Source organism: Micromonospora sp. NPDC005710 (genome assembly GCF_040630995.1).
Taxonomy (GTDB): Bacteria; Actinomycetota; Actinomycetes; order Mycobacteriales; family Micromonosporaceae; genus Micromonospora.
The window spans coordinates 230,435-250,590 of sequence record NZ_JBEXYP010000008.1 but is presented as its reverse complement, the minus strand read 5'-3'; the positions used below and the strand labels follow the sequence as shown (position 1 = coordinate 250,590).

20 protein-coding genes and 1 pseudogene are annotated in these 20,156 nt (G+C 70.7%); 13 read left to right on the top strand and 8 right to left on the bottom strand.

Going from position 1 to position 20,156, the window contains the following annotated elements; translation table 11 throughout:
* Positions 1-15 precede the first annotated feature (15 nt).
* The 3 genes from ABZ406_RS14045 to ABZ406_RS14035 all read left to right on the top strand — a co-directional run bounded on the left by ABZ406_RS14045 (position 16) and on the right by ABZ406_RS14035 (position 4,368).
* Positions 16-693 carry a response regulator transcription factor gene (locus ABZ406_RS14045; protein ID WP_357760386.1) on the top strand — a complete coding sequence of 226 codons (678 nt, stop codon included), beginning with the start codon at positions 16-18 and terminating at the stop codon, positions 691-693.
* Positions 694-1,045: 352 nt separating this feature from the next.
* Positions 1,046-1,813 carry an ABC transporter ATP-binding protein gene (locus tag ABZ406_RS14040; RefSeq protein WP_357760385.1) on the top strand — a complete coding sequence of 256 codons (768 nt, stop codon included), beginning with the start codon at positions 1,046-1,048 and terminating at the stop codon, positions 1,811-1,813.
* Positions 1,813-4,368 (top strand): FtsX-like permease family protein, encoded by a 2,556-nt coding sequence (locus tag ABZ406_RS14035; RefSeq protein ID WP_357760382.1) that lies wholly within the window; start codon positions 1,813-1,815, stop codon positions 4,366-4,368. Before ABZ406_RS14040 ends, ABZ406_RS14035 begins: the two co-directional genes overlap by 1 nt.
* Before the next feature lie 94 nt (positions 4,369-4,462).
* Here the strand turns inward: ABZ406_RS14035 and ABZ406_RS14030 are convergent, their stop codons facing one another.
* From ABZ406_RS14030 to ABZ406_RS14020, 3 genes are all read right to left on the bottom strand, one after another.
* Entirely contained in the window at positions 4,463-5,119 is a 657-nt protein-coding gene (locus tag ABZ406_RS14030) for an HAD family phosphatase (RefSeq protein WP_357760379.1), read from the bottom strand.
* Between the two features lie 121 nt (positions 5,120-5,240).
* Positions 5,241-5,984: a neutral zinc metallopeptidase gene (locus tag ABZ406_RS14025; protein WP_357760376.1), complete on the bottom strand. Its 744-nt coding sequence runs from the start codon at positions 5,982-5,984 to the stop codon at positions 5,241-5,243.
* A 185-nt stretch (positions 5,985-6,169) separates the two neighbouring features.
* A complete protein-coding gene (locus ABZ406_RS14020; RefSeq protein ID WP_357760373.1) occupies positions 6,170-6,373 on the bottom strand; it encodes a hypothetical protein in 204 nt (67 codons plus the stop codon).
* Between the two features lie 90 nt (positions 6,374-6,463).
* Between ABZ406_RS14020 and ABZ406_RS14015 the strand changes: the two genes are divergently transcribed.
* Positions 6,464-6,766: a hypothetical protein gene (locus ABZ406_RS14015; RefSeq protein ID WP_357760370.1), complete on the top strand. Its 303-nt coding sequence runs from the start codon at positions 6,464-6,466 to the stop codon at positions 6,764-6,766.
* A gap of 77 nt (positions 6,767-6,843) precedes the next feature.
* On the opposite strand, the gene ABZ406_RS14010 is transcribed toward ABZ406_RS14015, so the two are convergent.
* Positions 6,844-7,944, bottom strand: a complete 1,101-nt coding sequence (locus ABZ406_RS14010; RefSeq protein ID WP_357760368.1) for an ionic transporter y4hA — start codon at positions 7,942-7,944, stop codon at positions 6,844-6,846.
* Between the two features lie 93 nt (positions 7,945-8,037).
* Between ABZ406_RS14010 and ABZ406_RS14005 the strand changes: the two genes are divergently transcribed.
* Both ABZ406_RS14005 and ABZ406_RS14000 read left to right on the top strand, forming a co-directional pair.
* Entirely contained in the window at positions 8,038-8,418 is a 381-nt protein-coding gene (locus ABZ406_RS14005; RefSeq protein ID WP_357760365.1) for a metalloregulator ArsR/SmtB family transcription factor, read from the top strand.
* Complete coding sequence (locus tag ABZ406_RS14000; RefSeq protein ID WP_357760362.1) at positions 8,415-8,918, top strand: SRPBCC family protein; 504 nt, start codon at positions 8,415-8,417, stop codon at positions 8,916-8,918. Before ABZ406_RS14005 ends, ABZ406_RS14000 begins: the two co-directional genes overlap by 4 nt.
* Here the strand turns inward: ABZ406_RS14000 and mug are convergent.
* Complete coding sequence (gene mug / locus ABZ406_RS13995; protein ID WP_357760360.1) at positions 8,915-9,484, bottom strand: G/U mismatch-specific DNA glycosylase; 570 nt, start codon at positions 9,482-9,484, stop codon at positions 8,915-8,917. The two genes, ABZ406_RS14000 and mug, sit on opposite strands and share 4 nt — an antisense overlap.
* A 62-nt stretch (positions 9,485-9,546) precedes the next feature.
* Here mug and ABZ406_RS13990 point away from each other — a divergent pair, with 62 nt between their 5' ends.
* From ABZ406_RS13990 to ABZ406_RS13970, 5 genes and pseudogenes are all read left to right on the top strand, one after another.
* On the top strand, positions 9,547-10,290 hold the full coding sequence (locus ABZ406_RS13990) for a methyltransferase domain-containing protein (RefSeq protein WP_357760356.1): 744 nt from the start codon (positions 9,547-9,549) through the stop codon (positions 10,288-10,290).
* 37 nt (positions 10,291-10,327) lie between these two features.
* Positions 10,328-11,152 carry a CPBP family intramembrane glutamic endopeptidase gene (locus ABZ406_RS13985; protein WP_357760353.1) on the top strand — a complete coding sequence of 275 codons (825 nt, stop codon included), beginning with the start codon at positions 10,328-10,330 and terminating at the stop codon, positions 11,150-11,152.
* Between the two features lie 95 nt (positions 11,153-11,247).
* Positions 11,248-11,712 (top strand): annotated as a pseudogene (locus ABZ406_RS13980) (hypothetical protein); the annotation flags it as partial.
* A gap of 239 nt (positions 11,713-11,951) precedes the next feature.
* A complete protein-coding gene (locus ABZ406_RS13975; RefSeq protein ID WP_357760350.1) occupies positions 11,952-13,139 on the top strand; it encodes a ThuA domain-containing protein in 1,188 nt (395 codons plus the stop codon).
* 87 nt (positions 13,140-13,226) lie between these two features.
* Positions 13,227-16,064: a PQQ-dependent sugar dehydrogenase gene (locus ABZ406_RS13970; protein WP_357760347.1), complete on the top strand. Its 2,838-nt coding sequence runs from the start codon at positions 13,227-13,229 to the stop codon at positions 16,062-16,064.
* Positions 16,065-16,112: 48 nt separating this feature from the next.
* On the opposite strand, the gene ABZ406_RS13965 is transcribed toward ABZ406_RS13970, so the two are convergent.
* Complete coding sequence (locus ABZ406_RS13965; protein WP_357760344.1) at positions 16,113-16,880, bottom strand: helix-turn-helix transcriptional regulator; 768 nt, start codon at positions 16,878-16,880, stop codon at positions 16,113-16,115.
* A gap of 80 nt (positions 16,881-16,960) precedes the next feature.
* Between ABZ406_RS13965 and ABZ406_RS13960 the strand changes: the two genes are divergently transcribed.
* Complete coding sequence (locus tag ABZ406_RS13960) at positions 16,961-17,347, top strand: nuclear transport factor 2 family protein (protein ID WP_357760342.1); 387 nt, start codon at positions 16,961-16,963, stop codon at positions 17,345-17,347.
* On the opposite strand, the gene ABZ406_RS13955 is transcribed toward ABZ406_RS13960, so the two are convergent.
* Both ABZ406_RS13955 and ABZ406_RS13950 read right to left on the bottom strand, forming a co-directional pair.
* Positions 17,344-18,288: an acyltransferase domain-containing protein gene (locus ABZ406_RS13955; protein WP_357760339.1), complete on the bottom strand. Its 945-nt coding sequence runs from the start codon at positions 18,286-18,288 to the stop codon at positions 17,344-17,346. The two genes, ABZ406_RS13960 and ABZ406_RS13955, sit on opposite strands and share 4 nt — an antisense overlap.
* A gap of 29 nt (positions 18,289-18,317) precedes the next feature.
* On the bottom strand, positions 18,318-18,902 hold the full coding sequence (locus tag ABZ406_RS13950; protein ID WP_357760336.1) for a hypothetical protein: 585 nt from the start codon (positions 18,900-18,902) through the stop codon (positions 18,318-18,320).
* A 170-nt stretch (positions 18,903-19,072) separates the two neighbouring features.
* Here ABZ406_RS13950 and ABZ406_RS13945 point away from each other — a divergent pair, with 170 nt between their 5' ends.
* Entirely contained in the window at positions 19,073-20,101 is a 1,029-nt protein-coding gene (locus ABZ406_RS13945; RefSeq protein ID WP_357760333.1) for a hypothetical protein, read from the top strand.
* The last annotated feature ends 55 nt before the right edge of the window (positions 20,102-20,156 follow it).

Here is a 20,156-nt window from a genome sequence, read left to right as displayed (position 1 = left end):
GGCACGGGAGACGAGATGACCGATCAGGCGCGGCCGGTGCGGATCCTGCTCGCCGACGACCAGCCGCTGCTGCGGACCGGGTTCCGGATGGTGTTGGGCGCCGAGAGCGACCTGGACGTGGTGGCCGAGGCCGGTGACGGCGTGGAGGCGGTGGAGCTGTCCCGCCGGCTGCTTCCCGACGTCGTCCTGATGGACATCCGGATGCCCCGGATGGACGGGGTGGCGGCGACGCGGGCCATCGTCGGCGCCCGGCTACCGGTGCGCGTGCTGGTGCTCACCACCTTCGACCTGGACGAGTACGTGGTGGGCGCGTTGCGGGCCGGCGCCAGCGGGTTCCTGGCCAAGGACGTGCCGGCCGAGGACCTGATCGCGGCGATCCGCACTGTCGCGGGTGGGGACGCGGTGGTGAGCCCGCGGATCCTGCGGCGACTGCTGGACCGCTTCGCCGAGCTGCTGCCCGACCCGGCGGCGACCCCGGCGGCGGTGCTCGACGCGCTTACCGAGCGGGAGCGCGAGGTGCTCGTGCAGGTGGCCCGAGGGCTGTCGAACGCCGAGATCGCGACGGTCCTGTCGGTGAGCGAGACCACCATCAAGACCCATGTCGGGCATGTGCTGACGAAGCTGCGGCTGCGCGACCGGGTGCAGGCGGTGGTGCTGGCGTACGAGTCGGGTCTGGTCCGCCCCCGGGCGTAGCCGGACCGGCCCGGGTACCTCACTCGGCGTACTCGAAGATCCCTCCGTGGGGGGACGGCGGCCGTTGCCACAGTCACCTACCGTGACCGGAGATGGCCTGGTTCGGTTGACCCTCCTGTGGCGTCAGGTGGACGTGTCGGTGCTGCCGCCCGGCGCTGTGGGAAAACGGTCGACCAGCCTCGACTCAGGGGCAACCCTGATCCGGCATGGGGGTGCACCCGCAGCGGGAAATCCGCTCCGGGTCCCCCCAGGGTCGGACGGGTGGGGCGTACGCAGCACCGATGATTGAACAGTCGCGCCGGACCATCGGGGGGCGGCGTGCATTTTCGGACAGACGGAAGAGGTAGATGACGTGACCGCGACGGTAGGCCAGCAGGCGCAGGCCGCGGCCCGGGCGAACGACGTGTGGAAGGTGTACGGCAGCGGCGAGGCTCAGGTCGTCGCGCTGCGGGGGGTCAGCGCGGAGTTCGAACGTGGCCGCTTCACCGCGATCATGGGCCCGTCGGGTTCCGGTAAGTCGACGCTCATGCATTGCCTGGCCGGTCTGGACTCGGTGACCAAGGGGACGGTGGCGATCGGCGAGACGACCGTCACCGGCTTGGGTGACGCGGGGCTGACGAAGCTGCGGCGCGACAAGGTGGGCTTCATCTTCCAGCAGTTCAACCTGCTGCCGACGCTGACCGCCAAGGAGAACATCCTTCTGCCGCTGTCGATCGCCGGGCGCAAGCCGGACCAGGCCTGGTACGACACGGTGATCGAGACGGTGGGTCTGAAGGACCGGCTGGACCACCGGCCGGCGCAGCTCTCCGGTGGGCAGCAGCAGCGGGTGGCGTGCGCCCGGGCGCTGGTCTCCCGCCCCGAGGTGATCTTCGCGGACGAGCCGACCGGCAACCTGGACTCGCGCTCCGGCGCGGAGGTGCTCAACTTCCTGCGCAACTCGGTCCGGGAGCACGGCCAGACCATCGTGATGGTGACCCACGACCCGACGGCCGCCGCGTACGCCGACCGGGTGGTCTTCCTCGCCGACGGTGAGATCGTCTCGGAGCTGATCGAGCCGACCGCCGAGACGGTGCTGGACACCATGAAGAAGCTGGACACCCCGGCCGAGGTGGGCAACTGATGTTCCGCGCGACGATGAAGAGTCTGCTGGCCCGCAAGGTCCGGCTGATCCTGTCCGGCCTGGCGGTGGTGCTCGGGGTGATGTTCGTCTCCGGCGCGTTCGTGCTCACCGACACGCTGGGCCGGTCCTTCGACTCGGTGTTCGCCGACGGTTTCTCCGAGATCGACGTGAACGTCGCGGCGAAGCCGAAGGTTCAGGTGAACGAGATGGAGGGCGAGCAGACCGTCGCCCCGCTGCCGGCCGCCCTGGTGGACCGGGTGAAGCAGGTGCCGGGGGCGGCCTCGGCGACCGGGGTCGTCAACGCCGACGGTGCCCGGGTGATCGGCAGCAACGGCAAGGTGGTCACCTCGTTCGGTCCGCCGCAGTTGGGCGAGAACTGGACCGGCGAGAGCGAGTTGCTGAAGCTGCGCGAGGGGCGCGCGCCGCAGGCCGAGGACGAGATCGTCATCAACAAGGCGTTGGCCACTGCCGCGAAGGTGCAGGTCGGCCAGAAGGTGGGCGTGCTCACGGCGTTCGAGTCGAAGAAGCGGGACTTCACACTGGTCGGCGTCTTCGGTTACAGCGGTGACCGGGACTCGATCGGCGGGGTCAACGAGGTCTTCTTCACCACGCCGGTGGCGCAGCGGCTGATGCTGGGTGAGCCGGACGTGTTCAGCAGCATCACTGTGCAGGCCGCCGGCGGGGTCTCCGACGGGAAGCTGCGCGACGACGTGGCCCGCACCCTGGGCCCGGACTTCGAGGTGAAGACCGGCGAGCAGGTGGCCGCGGACGCCTCGGCCAGCCTGAAGGAGGGCCTGTCCTTCTTCAACAAGATCCTGCTCGGCTTCGCCGCGGTGGCGCTGCTGGTGGGCACCTTCCTGATCCTCAACACCTTCTCGATCATCGTGGCGCAGCGGACCCGGGAGTTGGCGCTGATGCGCGCCATCGGGGCGAGCGGCCGGCAGATCATCGGTTCGGTGGTGTTGGAGGCCATCGCGGTGGGGTTGATCGCGTCGGTGCTCGGCCTCGCCGCCGGCATCGGGGTGGGCGCGCTGCTGGCGTTCCTGTTCGGCAAGCTCGCCGGTGGGCTCACCCTGGCCGGCATCGGTGTGCCGGCGGCCGCGGTGATCGGGTCGTTCGCCGTCGGTCTGGTGATCACCGTGGTGGCGGCGTTGCTGCCGGCGCTGCGGGCGTCCCGGATCCCGCCGATCGCCGCCATGCAGGACGTGGCCACCCCGGACCGGCCGTTGACGAAGGTCACGGTGGCCGGGTCGCTGGTCACCGGCGTCGGTGCGGTGCTGCTGTTCCTCGGGCTCAGCGGCAACGCCGGTGGGCAGACCCTGGCCACGATCCTCGGTGGGGTGCTGTTCGCCTTCATCGGGGTGGCGCTGTTGACGCCGCTGATCAGCCGGCCGGTGGTGAGCCTGCTCGGGGCGATCTTCTCCTGGTCGGTGCCGGGCAAGCTGGGCCGGCTCAACTCCGGGCGCAACCCGCGTCGTACGGCGATCACTGCCGCCGCGCTGATGGTCGGCATCGCTCTCGTCACCGGCGTCACCGTCATCCTGGACTCGGCAAAGGGCAGCATCAGCGCGCTCGCTCAGGACACCATCAAGGCCGAGTTGGTGATCGCCGGCCAGCAGGGCGGCCCGCGTCCGCCCACCTTCGACCCGGGGGTCCTCGACCAGGCCAAGGCCCTACCCGGTGTGCGGTTGGTCGACGGCGAGTACGGCGACATGGGGCGGATCGACGGGGAGAGCACCTGGGTCGCGGCGAGCAGCGACATCGCGTCGCTGCGGCAGATCTTCGGCGCGAAGCAGACCGCCGGTGACATCGACCGGCTCGGGCCGACCCAGATGCTGGCCAGTTCCGACACTGCCACCTCGCGTGGCTGGTCGGTGGGCTCCACTGTCAGCGTGCAGCTGACCCGGGGTGAGGCACGCACCTACACGATCAGCGGCATCTACGAGTCGTCGCAACTGACCAACCCGGTGACACTGCCGGCGACGGCGGCGAAGGACTTCGCGATCCCGCAGCCGATCCAGGGCTTCATCCAGTTGGCCCCGGGCACCCGGGTGTCCGACGTCCAGCCGCAGGTGGAGGCGTTGCTCGCGGACAGCCCCGAGGTGTCGGTGGCCGACCGGGACGCGTTCATCAAGCAGCAGATGAGTTCGCTCGACGGGCTGCTCACGATGATCCAGATCCTGCTCGCGCTGGCCATCGTGATCGCGGTGCTCGGCATCATCAACACCCTGGCCCTGTCGGTGCTGGAGCGGACCCGCGAGTTGGGTCTGCTGCGGGCGATCGGCCTTCGCCGGTCCCAGACCATGGGCATGATCACCGTGGAGGCGGTGGTGATCTCGGTGTTCGGCGCGCTGCTCGGCGTGGCCGTGGGCACCGGCCTCGGCGCGGCGGTGGTCGAGGCCCTCAAGGACGAGGGCATCACCGACCTGATCCTGCCCTGGGGGCAGATGGGTGTCTTCCTCGGTCTCGCCGCCATCATCGGCGTGGTGGCCGCGGTGCTCCCGGCCGTCCGGGCGGCCCGGATCAACGTCCTGGGCGCCATCGCCCACGACTGATCGGCACTGTCGAGGCCCCCGGTCGCCATCCGCGCGACCGGGGGCCTCGGCCGTCCGGTCTCCGCCGCTTGTCGCCGGGCCGGCGGCGGGTGGGTCAGCCGGTCGTAGCGGCCCGATCGGCGAGCAGCGACGCGAGCAGTTCCAGGTCCGCGTCGGCCAGGCTCCGCACCTGGTGTACGCCGACGGTGCTCGGCAGGGGCACCTCCGCCGGTACGGCCAGCACCGCCGCGCCCGAGGCGAGCGCACTGGCCACCCCGGTCGGTGAGTCCTCGATCGCCACGCACCGCCCGATCGGCACACCGAGCAGTCGAGCCGCGGTGAGGTACGGCTCGGGGTGCGGCTTGGCCGCCACCACCTCGTCGCCGGCGACCACCGTGTCGAAGTTGTCCCGACCGAGGGTGTCCAGGGCGATCTCGACGAGCGCCCGAGGGCTGGAGGTGACAAGCGCGGTGGGGATCGCCGCCGCGCGGACCGCCCGCAACAGCTCGAACGCCCCCGGACGCCAGGGCAGACCGGTGCGGAACAGGTCCAGGATCCGGGCGTTGATCCACGCCGCGCTGATCTCCGGATCCCGCTCGGGTTGCCCCAGGTCGTCGTGCAGGATGCGCATCGACTCGGCCATGGCGGTGCCGATGATCGACTGGCGGGCGTCGACGGAGAGTTCCCCGCCGTACTCCTTCGCGAGTTCCTGCAACGCGACGTCCCACAGCTTCTCGCTGTCGACCAACGTGCCGTCCATGTCGAAGAGCACAGCGGCGGGGTGATGGCTGCTCAGCGGAACCTCCAGGGTCGTGACCTGACACCGGCGATCCTGCCAGCACTCCGGGTGGCCGGTGGCGGCAACGGGCTCCAGGGTGATCCGGGCAACCCGCTCAGCCCAGGTCGCACTCCTTCAGCGAGCCCTCGTACCCCCGGAAGAACATGTCGGTGCGCTGCTCGGCGGTGCCGTGCGCCCCTTCGGCGAACCACGGCTGGTCCGGGTCGTCGCCGACCGCGGCCACCCCCTCCCGGAACTCGTCCAGGTCGCCCTCGGCCAGGGTCAGGGCACCCGAGCGCACCGAGTCGCCGAGGTACGCCCCGGCCATGCAGTCGGCCTGCAACTCCTGTTGGATGGTGAAGCTGTAGTTGATGCCGAGCCGCACCTGGATGGCGTGCGCGTACTCGTGCCCGAGCAGGTAGAACACGAAAGCGTCGCCGACCTGACGGAACGCCGCCACCGACCAGGCGACGTCGTAGGCGATGAAGTCGCCCTGCGAGCAGTAGACGGCGTTGTTGCGGGGCAACGGCTGGCCGCCGCAGGACACCTCGCCGTCGCGCTGGTACGGGGTGATCCGCCGGATCGGTCGGAAGCGTTCCCCGGACTCCTTGAACTGGGCCGCCCAGTACCGCTCGGCGACCGCCTGCGCGTCGGCGACGTCCTGCTCGAACTCGGCGACGCTCGTGGTGCTGTCGGCCCGGGTGGTGGTCGGCCCCGGTGCGGCGGCGGTCGGGTTCGCCCCGGGGCGTTCGGCTTCCGGCTCGGCCAGCCCACCACCGGCGCAGGCGAGGGAGACCAGGGCGGCGATCAGCAGACCCGCCACCGGGCCTCGCGCGTCGCGTCCGAACCGTGCCCCCACTGTGCCTCCCGACATCGGTGCTCGCGCTGCGCTGTGTACCCCGACGATACGACCGCCACGCCCATCACCGGTTTCACGTAGGGCGGGGCCGGACGGTTCACGCCTGCTGTTGTCCCGGCGCAGGGGCAGGGGGTGGCGACCTGATCAACAACCGGCTGCGCCGGTCGGACGGTCAGGAGGGTCGCTCACCCACCCGACTCCCGCCCGCGCTGCCACGTGTCACCCTGGTCACCATGCCGCTCGGCCTCGTACCTGTGTTGACGGCCCCGAGCCTCCCGCCCGGCCCTCGGATCGTCCCCCGGGTCGGCACTCCCGCGCCGACTGACGACTCCCCAGGCCACACCCGCCACCACCACGAAAACTCCGCCCACCACCCACACCAAGGTCATCCACCAAACCTAGGCCCCATCCGCCACCCGCCGCCCCCGGTGATCATGAGGTTGGCGGCGTTCCGTCCGGCGTGTCGTGGCGTCAACCCCATGATCACGGGTTCTGGTGGGGGGTGGGGTGGGTGGGGGGTGGGTGTCCGGGGGCGGGGTCTGGGTTCGACGTCTCCTGCGGATGCCGGAGGGCTGCTCGCCGACCTGGCCGGCGATTCTCGTCTCGCCGATGACCCGCGACTGCCGGCCGCCCGCGCCCACCTGTGGGAGCTGGAGGGTGAGTGGGTCGCCGCGCGGGAGGCGTACCTGATGGCGGCGTCGCGCTCGACGAACCTGGCGCAGCAGCGTTACCTGAACGCCCGCGCGCAGAGTCTGCCCGGGGACCCGCCGCCCGCCGGCTGAACCGGCGGGCGGCGCGGGCCACCGACCGAGCCGACAGCCCGTGCGGGCCACCGACCGAGCCGGCGGGCCGTGCCGCGTCAGGGGCTGGCGGCCAGGAAGACGAAGGCGGCCATCAGCACCAGGTGTACGCCGCCCTGCAACACGTTGGCCCGGCCGGGCACCACGGTGAGGACGGCGGTCACCGCGGTGAGCGCGAGCAGGGCGAGCTGGGTGCCGCCGAGGCCGAGCAGCAGCGGGCCGTCCAGCCAGATCGAGGCGATCGCGATGGCCGGGATGGTCAGGCCGATGCTTGCCATCGCCGAGCCGAGCGCGAGGTTCAGGCTGATCTGCACGCGGTCGCGGCGGGCGGCCCGGGCGGCGGCCAGGGTCTCCGGCAGCAGCACCAGCAGGGCGATGATCACACCGACGAACGCGTGCGGCAGGTTCGCCGCGGCGACGCCGGCCTCGATGGTCGGGGAGACGGTCTTGGCGTCGCCGACCACCGCGACGAGTGCCACCAGCAGCAGCCCCAGGCTCATCAGCGCCGCGCGGGTGCTCGGCGGCTTGGCGTGCTCCTCGGCGTCGATCACCTGACCCCGACTGTCGACAGGCAGGAAGTAGTCGCGGTGCCGGCCGGTCTGCACGAGCACGAACAGCCCGTAGAGCGCCAGCGAGGCGACGGCGGCGAAGGCGAGCTGGGCCGGGCTGAACTCCGGGCCGGGCCGGGCCGTGGTGAAGGTCGGGATGACCAGACTCAGGGTGGCCAGGGTGATCACGGTGGCCAGGGCTCCGCCGGTGCCCTCCGGGTTGAACACCGCGACGCGGCGGCGCAGCGCCCCGAGCAGCAGGGACAGGCCGAGTATCCCGTTACAGGTGATCATGACGGCGGCGAAGACGGTGTCCCGGGCGAGCGACTGGGTCTTCTCCGGTCCGCTGATCATCAGCGTGACGATGAGGGCGACCTCGATCACGGTGACCGCGACGGCGAGCACGAGCGACCCGTAGGGCTCCCCCACCCGGTGGGCGACCACCTCCGCGTGGTGCACGGCCGCGAGCACGGCACCGCCCAGCAGCACCGCCACCACCACGATGATCGGGCCAGGCAGGTTCCGCCCCCAGGTGACGATCAACACCAGGACGGCGAGCACGGGTACGACGAAGGTCCAGTCGGTCAGTCGGGAGCGAAGCAGGGCGGCCATGCCGTACAGAGTGCCAGGTCAGGTGATCATGTGCCCACCACCGACGCACCGGGCTGCGGCGTCGCAGGTCCGCGACGCGCCAACCTGTAACTCGTGGGTTACGCTTCCGGTGTGGACGAGGTGGCCGTCGCGATCGCCGACCCGGTGCGGCGGCACATCCTGACGCTGTTACGCGAGGAGCCGCTCTCCGCCGGCGACATCGCCCAACGGTTCACTATCAGCCGACCCGCCATCAGCCGCCACCTGCGGGTGCTGCGCGGCAGCGGCCTGGTCAGCGACGAACTCGTCGGACGGCAGCGGATCTACCGGCTCGACCCGGGCCCACTCGCCCCGCTGCTCGACTGGCTCACCGCACTCACCACAGCCGACAGGTGGGGCCGGCACCTCGACGCACTGGAGACCGAGGTCTATCGCACCCGCCGAGAGCGCCGCAGCCGCGGCCCGGCGGAGCACCGAAGGGAGCACACCGGATGACCCGCACACCCGCCGGACGCCTGTTTCGCACCGACGTCGGCCACGACCTCGTCCTCACCCGGACCTTCCGCGCCCCGGCGGCGGACGTCTGGGCCAGCCTGACCGAGCCGGAGCGCACGGCCCGCTGGTTCGGCCCGTGGGAGGGCGAGGCCCGGCCCGGACGGACCATCCGGGTCCAGATGGCGTACGAGGAGGAGCAGCCCTGGTGTGAGATGCGCATCGACGCGTGCGAACCGGGGCACCGTCTCGCCGTGTCGACTGTCGACGACCACGGCAGCTGGCTGCTGGAGCTGTCGCTCACCGAGACCGACGGCACCACCGAACTGCGGTTCGTGCAGCACCTCGACAGCGTGGAGGGCATCGCCGAGGTCGGCGCCGGTTGGGAGTACTACCTGGACCTGCTCGTCGCCTCCCGGGACGGCTCACCCCGTCCGGAGTTCGACGAGTACCACCCGGCGATGCGGCAGTACTACCAGGGGTTGGTCAGCACGGCCGGCTAGGCGTCGAGCTCCCGCCGCAGCTTGGCGAACTCGGCCGTCAACGCCGGCAGGGGAAAGTGCGCGTTCAGGCCGCTGGGGTTCGGCAACACCCAGACCCGGGCCGGGCCCAGCCGGTCCGGTCGCGGGCCCAGCCCGGCGTTCGGTCGGGCGAAGGCGATCCGGTACGCGGTCACCCCGAGGATCGCCACCCACCGCGGCCGGTGCCGCTCGGCCTTCACCGCCAAACCGGTCACCCCGGCCACCAACTCCTCCGACGTCAGCTCGGCGGCGCGGGCGGTGGCCCGGTTGCTCAGGCTGGTGATGCCCAGACCCTGGCGCAACAACTCGTCGCGTTCCCACGACTGCAGCTGGCGGTCGGTGAAGCCGGCCCCGTGCAGGGCCGGCCAGAAGCGGCTGCCCCGGCGGGCGAACGGCTCCCCCACGGCCGCCGAGTAGAGGCCCGGGTTGTAGCCGCAGAACAGCACGCGCAGCCCGGGACCGATGATGTCCGGCAGACCCCGGCCGGCCGCCGCCGTCACCTCCTGCGGGGTCGGCCGCCGCGCCGGCCCCGTACGCTCCGCGTCCACCCCATCGATCCTGCCGTACGCCCGGGTTGCCGAACCCGCACACGGCTTGGCACCCTCGACGGATGCCGTCGACCGATCACCTCGCCGCCAGCCGTCACGCACGGATGCGCTGGAACACTCCGCTCTCCCCGGAGCACGCCGCGCTGCTCCTGCAACGACTCGACGTCCGCCCCGGCGCACGCGTGCTCGACCTGGGCTGCGGTTGGGGCGAGCTGCTGCTGCGGGCGGTCACCGTCGGCGGTGTGTCCGGCCCGGTCGCCACCCGCGGCGTCGGTGTCGACACCGACGAGACCGCACTCGCCCGGGGGCGACGGCTGGCCGAGAATCGGTCGCTGAACCGGCACGTCGCCTTCGTGAAGGGGGAGGCGGCGGCCTGGCAGGAACCGGCCGACCGGGTCCTCTGCATCGGCTCGGCGCACGCCTTCGGCGGCACGACCGCCGCCCTCGACGCCCTCGACGCCGTGGTCAAGCCCGGCGGGCGGTTGCTGTTCGGCGACGCCTACTGGGAACGGTCCCCCACGCCGGAGATCGCCGAGGTCTTCGGCCCCGACGTCCCGACCCTTCCCGAGCTGGTCGAGGCCGCCCGAGAGCGGGGTTGGCGGTTGCTGCACCTGAGCACCGCCGACCAGCGGGAATGGGACGACTTCGAGTCCACCTGGCTCGCCGGGCGGCAGGAGTGGCTGCTGACGTACCCGGAGGACCCCCGTGCGGCCGAGGTCCGCGTGGAACTCGACGACCGGTTGCGTGAGTACGTCGGCGGTTACCGGGGTGTTCTCGGCCTCGCCTATCTCGTCCTCGGTCGCTGACGGTCCGCCCTTGACGCCGCCGCCCACGCCGCGCACGGTGAGCGCCGGACCCCGCCTCGCCCTGCCCTGGCGGGTCCTCGTCGTGGTCACCGCCGCCGTGCTGCTGTGGCTGCTCTTGGGCGCCCTGCTCGGCAGTGAATACGACCGGACCACCCACGCGGCCGGGGCGGTCCTCACCAGCGCTGTCGTCGTACCCCTGGTGGTCGTCGCCCGTCGCGTCCTGGACCGTCGGCCCTGGGCCGGCCTCGGGTTGCCGTCGCTGCGGGCCGGCTGGCGGCGTCTGCTGTTCGGCATGGCCTGTTGGCTCGTTCCCGCTGCGGCGGGGTTCGCGCTCTGCCTCGGTCTGGGCTGGGTCGAGATCAGTCTCCGGACGTCCGTCGGGGACGCGCTGCGCGTGGCGGCGCTGCTGGTCGTGCTGGTCTTCCTCAAGGAGGCGCTGCCGGAGGAGCTGGTCTTCCGCGGCTACCTGCAACACCAGCTCGCCACCCGGCTGCCCACCTGGCAGGCGGTCATCGGGCAGGCAGTGCTGTTCACGGTGTTCGGGTTCCTCATCGGGGCGGCCAGATCCGTCGACCGACTGGCGCTCTTCTTCGTCTTCGCAGTGCTGTTGGGTGCCTTCCGTGCCGCCACCGGCGACATCTGGGCCGGCATCGGCCTGCACGTCGCGTTCCAGACGGTCGCGCAGCTGTTCGGTGACGTCGGGGCGGTCTTCGACGTGGTCGGCGCGAACGTCCTGGGCGTGGTGGCCATGGGGGCGATTCCGTTCTCGGCCAGCTGGACCGTCCTGCGACATCGCTACCGCGACCACCTGGACTGGAACGCCCGCGCACCGGAGCCGGTGCGCGGAGCGGCTGAAGCCTAGGCGTTCGGCCCACCGGCCCGACCGGCGTACGGAAGAGTGGCGGGTCGGAGCCGTCGACAAACGAGCGACGGCATGCCACCAACCGCGCCCTCGACCGACAGGACGGGCCGACGGTGCTGGCGGGCCACTCCTGGACCGGCACGATCATCAGCGAGGCCGGCAATCATCCGACGGTTACCGCTCTGGTGTACGTCGCGACCCGAACGCCGGACGCGCTCGCCGCGACGTTCCCCACGCCACCGGCGAATGCCGGCCTCGCGCATCACGAGGGGTACGCACAGTTGAGCGAGAACGCCTTCCTGAACGACTTCGCCGGTGGCGTCGATGAGGCCCGCGCCCTGTACGCGGTGCCGGCGACGATCGCCGACCTCATCCTCATGGCGACGCGGCGGCAGAGCACGGCGCAGAACGTCGACCAGTTCGCGGACCGGCAGCGCCACAAGGTGCCCCGCGAGCTGTTCTCGAACTTCGTCGGTGGCCATGTCACCGACCATACGTGCCGCCCTCCCGGCGACGCCGACCGTGCGCGGGGGTGCCCGGGGCCGAACACGTGGGCTTGACGGGGCGTAGACATCGGAGGTTTACTGCGTCAACGATGCCAGTCGATGAATTCTGACCATCCATTGTGGGTGGTCCGGTTCGGCGGTTGGTCTCGGCGCCCCACCCCCCGCACCCCCACCACCACCCCGTACCACCTCAGCCGAGCATCGGCGGCCCGGCTTCCGCACCACCGCCATCGCGGCCTTCGGCCTGCCCGCCTGCACAGCCTGAGGTCGACGCTCAGCAGAGGAGCAAGACCATGCGTTCCCGTCCCCGCCTGTTGGCACTCGTCACCGGCCTGGCAGTCATGCTGGCCAGTCTGGTCGCCCTGCCGACCCCCGCCTCGGCGGCACCACTGACCAAGGTTCTGGTGTTCAGCAAGACCGCCGGCTTCCGGCACTCGTCCATCCCCAACGGCATCGCCGCGATCCAGCAGCTCGGCTCGGCCAACGGCTTCACCGTTACCGCGACCGAGGACGCCGCCCAGTTCACCACCTCCAACCTGGCCCAGTACCAGGCTGTGGTGTTCATGTCGACGACCGGTGACGTCCTCAACTCCAGCCAGCAGACGGCCTTCGAGTCGTACATCGCCGCTGGTGGCGGCTACGTCGGCGTGCACGCCGCGGCCGACACCGAGTACGACTGGCCGTTCTACGGCGCGCTGGTCGGTGCGTGGTTCAACTCGCACCCGGCGATCCAGACGGCGACCGTGAAGATCGAGGACCAGACCAACCCGTCGACCGCCCACCTCGGCACCACCTGGGTCCGCTCCGACGAGTGGTACAACTACCGCACCAACCCGCGGTCCACCGCTCGGGTCCTCGCCAGCCTCGACGAGTCGTCCTACAGCGGCGGCAACATGAGCGGCGACCACCCGATCACCTGGTGCAAGGCGTACGGCGGTGGACGCGCCTGGTACACCGGCCTGGGGCACACCGAGGCGTCGTACACCGACCCGAACTTCACGAAGATGCTGCTCGGTGGCCTCCAGGTCGCCGCGGGCTCCGTGACTGCCGACTGCTCGCCGCGCACGACCACCCCGCCGCCCACCGTCAGCGGTTCCACCCTGCGGGCACGCGCCAACAACCAGTACGTCAGCGCGCCCAACTCGACCACCGCGCTGATCGCCAACAAGACCTCGGTGAACACGAGCGAGCGGTTCGACCTGGTCAACGTCGCCAACGGCAACGTGGCGCTGCGGGCCAAGAGCAACGGGCAGTACGTCGCGGCCGAGAACGCCGGAGCCGCTGCGCTGATCGCCAACCGGGGCAGCGCCGGCGCCTGGGAGACGTTCCAGCTGGTCCGCAACTCCGACGGCACGGTGAGCCTGCGCGCCACCGTGAACAGCCGGTACGTCTCCGCCGACAACGCGGGCGCCTCCCCGTTGATCGCCAACCGGACCTCCATCGGCCAGTGGGAGAAGTTCGACCTGGTCACCACCAGCTGACCTGTTCCCCACCCGTTCTTCACCACCCCACCTGGTCGTGGTGCGCCCCCGCGCGCCCGCACCCCCGGTCGTCGAGAAAGGACGATCATGCTCTCGTACCCCCGGCGCTGGTCCCGGGCCCTGGTCGCGGCGGTCACCACCGTCGCGAGCGTGGCCCTGGCCGTGGCCGCAGCCCCCACCGCCGCACAGGCCGTGGTGATTCCCGCCAGCGACTATCAACAGGTCAAACTCGCCACCGGCTCGGCCGAGCTGGGTGAGGCCATGTCCCTGGCCGTCCTGCCCAACCGCTCGGTGCTGCACACCGCCCGCAACGGCGTCCTGCGGGTCACCGACGTGGCCGGCAACACCAAGACCTCCGGCACCCTGTCGGTCTACACCCACGACGAGGAGGGGTTGCAGGGCGTCGCCGTCGACCCCGGCTTCGCCACCAACCGGTGGATCTACCTGTACTACTCCCCCACGTTGAGCACCCCGTCCGGGGACGCCCCGACCACCGGCTCGCAGTCCGACTGGGACCGGTGGAAGGGACACCTGCGGCTGTCGCGGTTCACCCTCAACAGCGACGACACGCTCAACCTGGGCAGCGAGAAGATCGTGCTCCAGGTCGCCAACGACCGTGGGCAGTGCTGCCACGTCGGGGGTGACCTGGACTTCGACGCCGCCGGCAACCTGTACCTGACCACCGGCGACGACACCAACCCGTTCGAGTCGTCGGGCTACGCGCCACTCGACGAGCGGACCGACCGCAACCCGCAGTTCGACGCCCAGCGCTCGGCCGGTAACACCAACGACCTGCGGGGCAAGCTGCTGCGGATCAAACCGCAGTCGGACGGCACGTACACGATCCCGTCGGGCAACCTGTTCGCCCCCGGCACGGCCAACACCCGGCCGGAGATCTACGCGATGGGTATGCGCAACCCGTTCCGGATGAGCGTCGACAAGGCGACCGGCGTCGTCTACGTCGGCGACTACGGTCCCGACTCGGGAAGCACCAACTCCAGCCGGGGCCCGTCGGGTCAGGTCGAGTTCAACCGGATCACCGCACCCGGCAACTTCGGCTGGCCGTACTGCACCGGCAGCAACACCAGCACCGAAACGTACAACGAATACACCTTCCCGTCCGGGCCGTCGCAGTCGAAGTACAACTGCACGGGCGGGCCGACGAACAACTCGTTCCGCAACACCGGCTTGCAGACCCTGCCCGCGGCTAAGGCGGCCTGGATCAAGTACGCCGGCGACTCCGGCTCACCGTCGGAGTTCGGCAGCGGCTCGGAGTCGCCGATGGCCGGGCCGGTCTACCGGTACGACGCCTCGCTCAACTCCAGCGTCAAGTTCCCGCAGTCGCTCAACGGCCTGTTCTTCGCGGGTGAGTACGGCCGCCGCTGGATCAAGCCCATCGCGATCAACTCCGACGGCTCCCGCGGGGAGATCTCCAACTTCCCGTGGTCCGGCACGCAGGTCATGGACATGGCCTTCGGCCCGGACGGCGCGCTCTACGTGCTGGACTACGGCACCGGCTCGAACAACCAGGCGCTGTTCCGGATCGAGTACATCGGTGGCGGCAACCGCAACCCGATCGCTGTCGCCTCGGCCAACCCCACCTCCGGAGCCAACCCGCTGACGGTCAACTTCTCGTCGGCCGGCAGCTCCGACCCCGAGGGCGGGTCGCTCAGCTACCTGTGGACCTTCGGCGACGGCACCACGTCGACGGCGGCGAACCCGACGAAGACGTACACCACCAACGGCACCTACTCCCCCACGTTGCGGGTCACCGACCCGACCGGGCTGACCGGCACGGCGAGCCTGGTCATCACAGTGGGCAACACGGCCCCGACGGTGACGCTCACCTCGCCCGCCGACGGGCAACTGTTCAACTTCGGTGACACGATCTCGTACCAGATCAGCGTCAGCGACCCGCAGGACGGCACGATCGACTGTTCCAAGGTGAGCCTGACCTACGCGCTGGGTCACGACAGCCACGCCCACCAGATCACCTCGAAGACCGGGTGCAGTGGCTCGATCACCGTGCCGACCGACGGCGAGCACGACTCGGCGGCGAACATCTACGGGGTCTTCGACGCCGCGTACACCGACAACGGCGGGCTGACCACGCACAGCATCAGGACGCTGCAACCGAAGCACCGTCAGGGTGAGCACTTCGGCGCCACGTCCGGTGTCCAGGCCACCGACCACACCAGCGCCGAGGGTGGCCGCACCGCCGGGTTCATCGAGAACAACGACTGGATCTCGTACCAGCCGTACAACCTGGCCAACGCCAACCGCATCACCGTGCGGGCGTCGTCGGCCGGTGCGGGCGGCACCATCGAGGTCCGGGCCGGTTCGGCGACCGGCTCCCTGCTGGGCACCGTCACGGTGCCGGTGACCGGCAACTGGGAGACGTTCGTCGACGCGTCCGCCACGATCAGCAACCCGCCCACCGCGTCGACGACGCTGTACCTGGTGTTCAAGGGTGGGTCCGGCTACCTGTTCGACGTCGACGCGTTCACCTTCACCACCGGCACCGGTAGCAGCACGCCGGTGAGCACGCTGCGGGCGCAGGTCAACAACCAGTACGTGTCGGCGGTCGGCACCACCGCGTTGATCGCCAACAAAGCCAGCGTCGGCGGCACGACCGAGCAGTTCGACAGGGTGGACGCCGGCAACGGCAACATCGCGCTGCGGTCGCGGGCCAACGGGCTCTATGTCTCGGCCGCGAACGCGGGTGCCAACCCGTTGGTCGCCAGCGCCACGGCGATCGGGTCGTGGGAGACGTTCCAGCTCATCACGAACTCGGACGGGACGGTGAGCCTGCGGGCCACCGTCAACAACCAGATCGTGTGCGCCGAGAACGCCGGGGCCGGATCGCTGATCGCCAACCGTGCGTCGGTCGGGGCCTGGGAGAGGTTCATCCTGACCACCGGCTGACCGGGGGTGTGCACGGGGGCCCGGCCTGGTGACCGACCAGGCCGGGCCCTACCGTGTGAAGTAGGCGGCGCTCTCCGCGTCCGCGGGATAGTAGGACTCGACAGCGATCTCCTCGATGGTGATGTCCGTCGGCGTGCCGAACGTGGTGATGGTCGAGAAGAGCCGCAGCTCTCGACCGTCGACGCGGAGGATCATCGGGAGCACCACGTCGGCGTCGATCCGGTCGCTCGACGGCTCCTCGGGCTGCGGGCCGAGCAGTTCCTCGTAGAGCGCGGCGAGCGTCGCGTCGGGAGCGGCGGCGAGCTGGCGTGCGATCCGGCTGCGGAACACCGCCCGTACGTCCGCCAGGTTGACGACCAGAGAGGCGAGACCGCGCGGGTCCAAGCCGAGTCGGACCAGGTTCACCGGTGGCCGCAACAGGTCGGGGGCCACGTACGCGAAGAACCTGTCGACCGCGCGGTTGGTCATGACGATGTTCCACCGGCGGTCGAAGACCAGCGCCGGGTACGGCTCGTGTGCCCGCAGTACCCTGCGGACCGCGTCGAGGGCGCCCGACAGGGCGGCGTCGTCGAGCGGGCGCTGCGCGTACCGGGGCGCGAAGCCGGCGGCGAGCAACAGGTGGTTGCGGTCACGTAGTGGCACGTGGAGCTGGTCGGCGAGCCGGAGGATCATGTCGGCGCTGGGCGTGGACCTGCCGGTCTCGACCAGGCTGACGTGCCGAGCCGAGACGTCGGCGGCGATCGCCAGGTCGAGTTGGCTGAGCCCTCGGCGCTTGCGCCACTGCCGCAGCAGTTCCCCGACCGCATACACGATCATGACCCTACTCACCCTCGCCCGGGACGCCATGAAGTGCGATGTCATCGACAAGCACCGGGGGCGGGGAAACACTTGCGGCCATGACCAGCGAGAACAAGAGCATCGTCGGGCGTGCGTTGGCGGGGCTCGTCGACACCGGCGACGTCGACACGCTCGCCTCGTACCTGAGCGAGGACTTCACCCATCACCGGTCGGATTCGACAACCTCGACCAGGGCGCAGTGGCTCGCCGCGGTCCGCGCCGCGCTCGGCCCGACCACCGGCATGCGGGTCGACATCCTGCACCTGCTGGCCGACGGCGACCACGTCGTGGTGCACTCGCGACGCCGACTACCCGGGGCAGGGCCGGAGATCGTGGTGGTCGACGTCCTGCGGATCGCCGACGGGTTGATCGCGCAGGTGTGGGAGGTCATCGAACCGGCGGCCCACGCCGCCGCCAACGGCGCGTGGTGGGACGCGGGTGCCTAGATCGGGAAGCGGCCGTGCCGCCAGTGCCAGTGGCCGCCGGCCCGCAGGTGGTCGATGATCGCGCGCTGGAGCACCGTGCGGCGCGGCAGCTCGTCGAGCGGCGTGCTCAGCGTGCGGAACCCGAACCGCAGGACCTCGACGTCGGCGTCCGGCCCGGCGGACTCGTCGTAGGGCTCCAGCTCGAACCGGCGTTGGAACCGCACGATGTTGGAGTCCTCGGGAAGGTAGTCCCGCAGCTGCGGGTCGAGCAGCCATGAGGCGCACGAGAACGCGGTGTAGCTCTCGTCCGGGAAGTGCCGGGGGAAGAACGCGCGGGCCTCGTCGAGGGATGACGCCACCGCCCCCGGGGTCAGCGGCCCCGAATCGGGCACGTGCAGCCCGATCGCGCCGGCGCCGCGCTGGTGCTGTAACCGGCCCAGCTCGTAGACGCTGCCGCGCGAGTGCAGCGTCAGCCAGCTCTGCATGATCGGCCAGCCCTCGCCGCGCATCCGTCGGTCGATGGCAAGGTTGCGGCCCAGGTCGGCCAGGGTCACCCAGGTCACGGCATCCGGAACCCCGTGGTCACGGTGGTAGCGGCGCACGACGTCGACAAGGGCCAGGTACGCATAGACGTAGAGGTGTCGCCAGGCAGGCCCGCGCTCTCGGGGCAGCTCCGGACCGGGCGCAAGCCAGTCGTAGCCCGCGAGGTCGGCGCGGACCAGAGCGATCGAGCGGTCGAGCAGCCACCGCAGCTCCGGGGTCCACAGGGCGGAGCCGGGATCGGGCCAGCCCGCCATGATCTCGGCGGCGTCGTCCGGTGGCACGGCGAGCCGGTCGAGGATCGCTGGTGCGTCGGCCCTGGCCGGCAACGGAGCTGACGACCGGTCACCGGCGAGCCGGTGCACCCGGTCGACGTCCTCGACGGGCACTCCGAGCCGGCCGGCGATGTCGTCGGAATCCACGCCGACGACCCTACCGGCCGGCGGGCGTTTCAGGAGTCCGCCGGAACTCCGGCGTCGAGCTGCCCGATCATCGGCGCGAGGAGGTCGTTGAGTTCCCGGGCCAGCACCGCCACGGCCCGGCGCGCCGCCGTGGCGACCTCGTCGTCCGGGCCGTCGGGCGTTGGCGGCAGGTCGTCGAGCGGGATCGGCGCCTCCACCTCGAGCAGCGCACGTAGATGCGGGCGGCGCGTCTGGTCCTGCTCGGTCGGTGTGGTGAACTGGCCGAACAGCCGGGGCCAGTCCTGCCAACCACGGTCGCGCTGCCACTGCTTGGTCCAGGTCAGCTCGGCCGGCCAGCGGGAGGCCACCGTCACCGCGCAGACCAGGCTGCCGTCCCACGGGCTACGCACGCAGGTCGCCGAGATGATCCGTCGGTGCCAGCGCACGAAGCCCGGCGACAGCCCGGTGGCCACCTGCCAGGCGGTGACCGCGAACGCCACGGGCGCGAAGTCACCCCAGGTGTCGGCGAACTCGTCGATCCGGCGGTACACCTCGGCCTCGTACCGGCCGCGCCCGTCGGTGCCGTGCTCACGGTCGAACTGTTCGTCGAGCCAGAAGGCGCGCGGTTCCGGCATCCTCAACCCCCGTTTGTGAGAAGTTCTCGGACACACGGTGGCGCGTCCCGCAGTCAGGCAACCGTCACTGACCGTATGCGACATGCCTACTGTGGACCCTTCACCCGAGCCTAGCGTCTGTGCCAGGACGCCGGAACGCATCGGCCCCACCACCCACCCCAGGAGGTCCCGTGCGAAGCAAGCTCGGATTCATCTCGGCCGGTGTCATGCTGCTCGCCGCCGTCACCGTCGCGCAGCCGCAGGCCCAGGCCACCGCGACACCTGTCGCGGGGTCCGCCACAGTTGCCGAAGCGCGCGCCACCATCCACGGGCAGCCGTCCACCGACGCCGACACCGCGGCGAGGCTGGTCACCGCCTACTGGACCCCGGAGCGCATCCGAGCGGCGCGACCCGCTCCCATGCCGGACGGAGTCGACGCACCCGACGGGGAGGCCGCCGACCGACCCGGTCGCATCGGCGCGGCCCGCGACGCGGCGACACCGACGGCACCACGCTCCTCGACCTCGACGGTGAGCGCGGCCCCGGCGGGCAGCGGCCAGGGCACCCAGGCGGTGAACGCCTCGCCCGGTGTCGGCCGGGTCTTCTTCACCCACAACGACGAGGACTTCTTCTGCTCCGGTGGCACCATCAACAACCCCCAGGCAAACATGGTGTCCACCGCTGGTCACTGCGTACACCCCGGAGACGGCGGGTCGGTCTGGTTCGACAACTGGGTGTACGCGCCGGAGTTCACCGAGGGCGAGCCACTGCACGGCCTCTGGTCCGCCAAGGAATTCACCTCGGTGGAGGGCTGGGTCGACTGGGGCTACCTCTGGTGGGACTTCGCGTTCGTCACCATGCACCCCCTCGGCGGCAACCGGCTCGTGCACGTCACCGGTGGGCAGGGGCTCAGCGTCAACAAGTCCAAGTCGTTCTCGGCGATGCTGCTGGGCTACCCGGGCGAGCCGCCGTTCGACGGCCAGTCGCAGTTCTTCTCCTCGGGCACCACGAAGGCCGCCGGGGTGCAACGGATCAAGCTGAAGGACTGCCCGCTCAACAAGGGCGCCAGCGGCGGCCCGTTCCTGCGCACCTGGGACAACGACCTCCGATTCGGGTACGTCAACTCGGTGATGTCGTACAAGTACTCCGGGAACATGTACGGGCCCTACTTCGACGACGACGTCCTGGACATCTACAACGTCGCGAAGAACAAGCAGTGACCCACCCGGTGGCACCAGTGGGTTGACAAGACACCGGTTCCAGAGTGGACGATGC

Excerpts from the sequence above, each read along its gene's own strand:
- ABZ406_RS14045 (WP_357760386.1), top strand. The coding sequence starts at position 16 with ATGACCGATCAGGCGCGGCCGGTGCGGATCCTGCTCGCCGACGACCAG.
- ABZ406_RS14035 (WP_357760382.1), top strand. The coding sequence starts at position 1,813 with ATGTTCCGCGCGACGATGAAGAGTCTGCTGGCCCGCAAGGTCCGGCTG.
- ABZ406_RS14020 (WP_357760373.1), bottom strand. The coding sequence starts at position 6,373 with ATGACCTTGGTGTGGGTGGTGGGCGGAGTTTTCGTGGTGGTGGCGGGT.
- ABZ406_RS14015 (WP_357760370.1), top strand. The coding sequence starts at position 6,464 with ATGATCACGGGTTCTGGTGGGGGGTGGGGTGGGTGGGGGGTGGGTGTC.
- ABZ406_RS14010 (WP_357760368.1), bottom strand. The coding sequence starts at position 7,944 with ATGGCCGCCCTGCTTCGCTCCCGACTGACCGACTGGACCTTCGTCGTA.
- ABZ406_RS14000 (WP_357760362.1), top strand. The coding sequence starts at position 8,415 with ATGACCCGCACACCCGCCGGACGCCTGTTTCGCACCGACGTCGGCCAC.
- ABZ406_RS13990 (WP_357760356.1), top strand. The coding sequence starts at position 9,547 with ATGCCGTCGACCGATCACCTCGCCGCCAGCCGTCACGCACGGATGCGC.
- ABZ406_RS13975 (WP_357760350.1), top strand. The coding sequence starts at position 11,952 with ATGCGTTCCCGTCCCCGCCTGTTGGCACTCGTCACCGGCCTGGCAGTC.
- ABZ406_RS13970 (WP_357760347.1), top strand. The coding sequence starts at position 13,227 with ATGCTCTCGTACCCCCGGCGCTGGTCCCGGGCCCTGGTCGCGGCGGTC.
- ABZ406_RS13965 (WP_357760344.1), bottom strand. The coding sequence starts at position 16,880 with ATGATCGTGTATGCGGTCGGGGAACTGCTGCGGCAGTGGCGCAAGCGC.
- ABZ406_RS13960 (WP_357760342.1), top strand. The coding sequence starts at position 16,961 with ATGACCAGCGAGAACAAGAGCATCGTCGGGCGTGCGTTGGCGGGGCTC.
- ABZ406_RS13950 (WP_357760336.1), bottom strand. The coding sequence starts at position 18,902 with ATGCCGGAACCGCGCGCCTTCTGGCTCGACGAACAGTTCGACCGTGAG.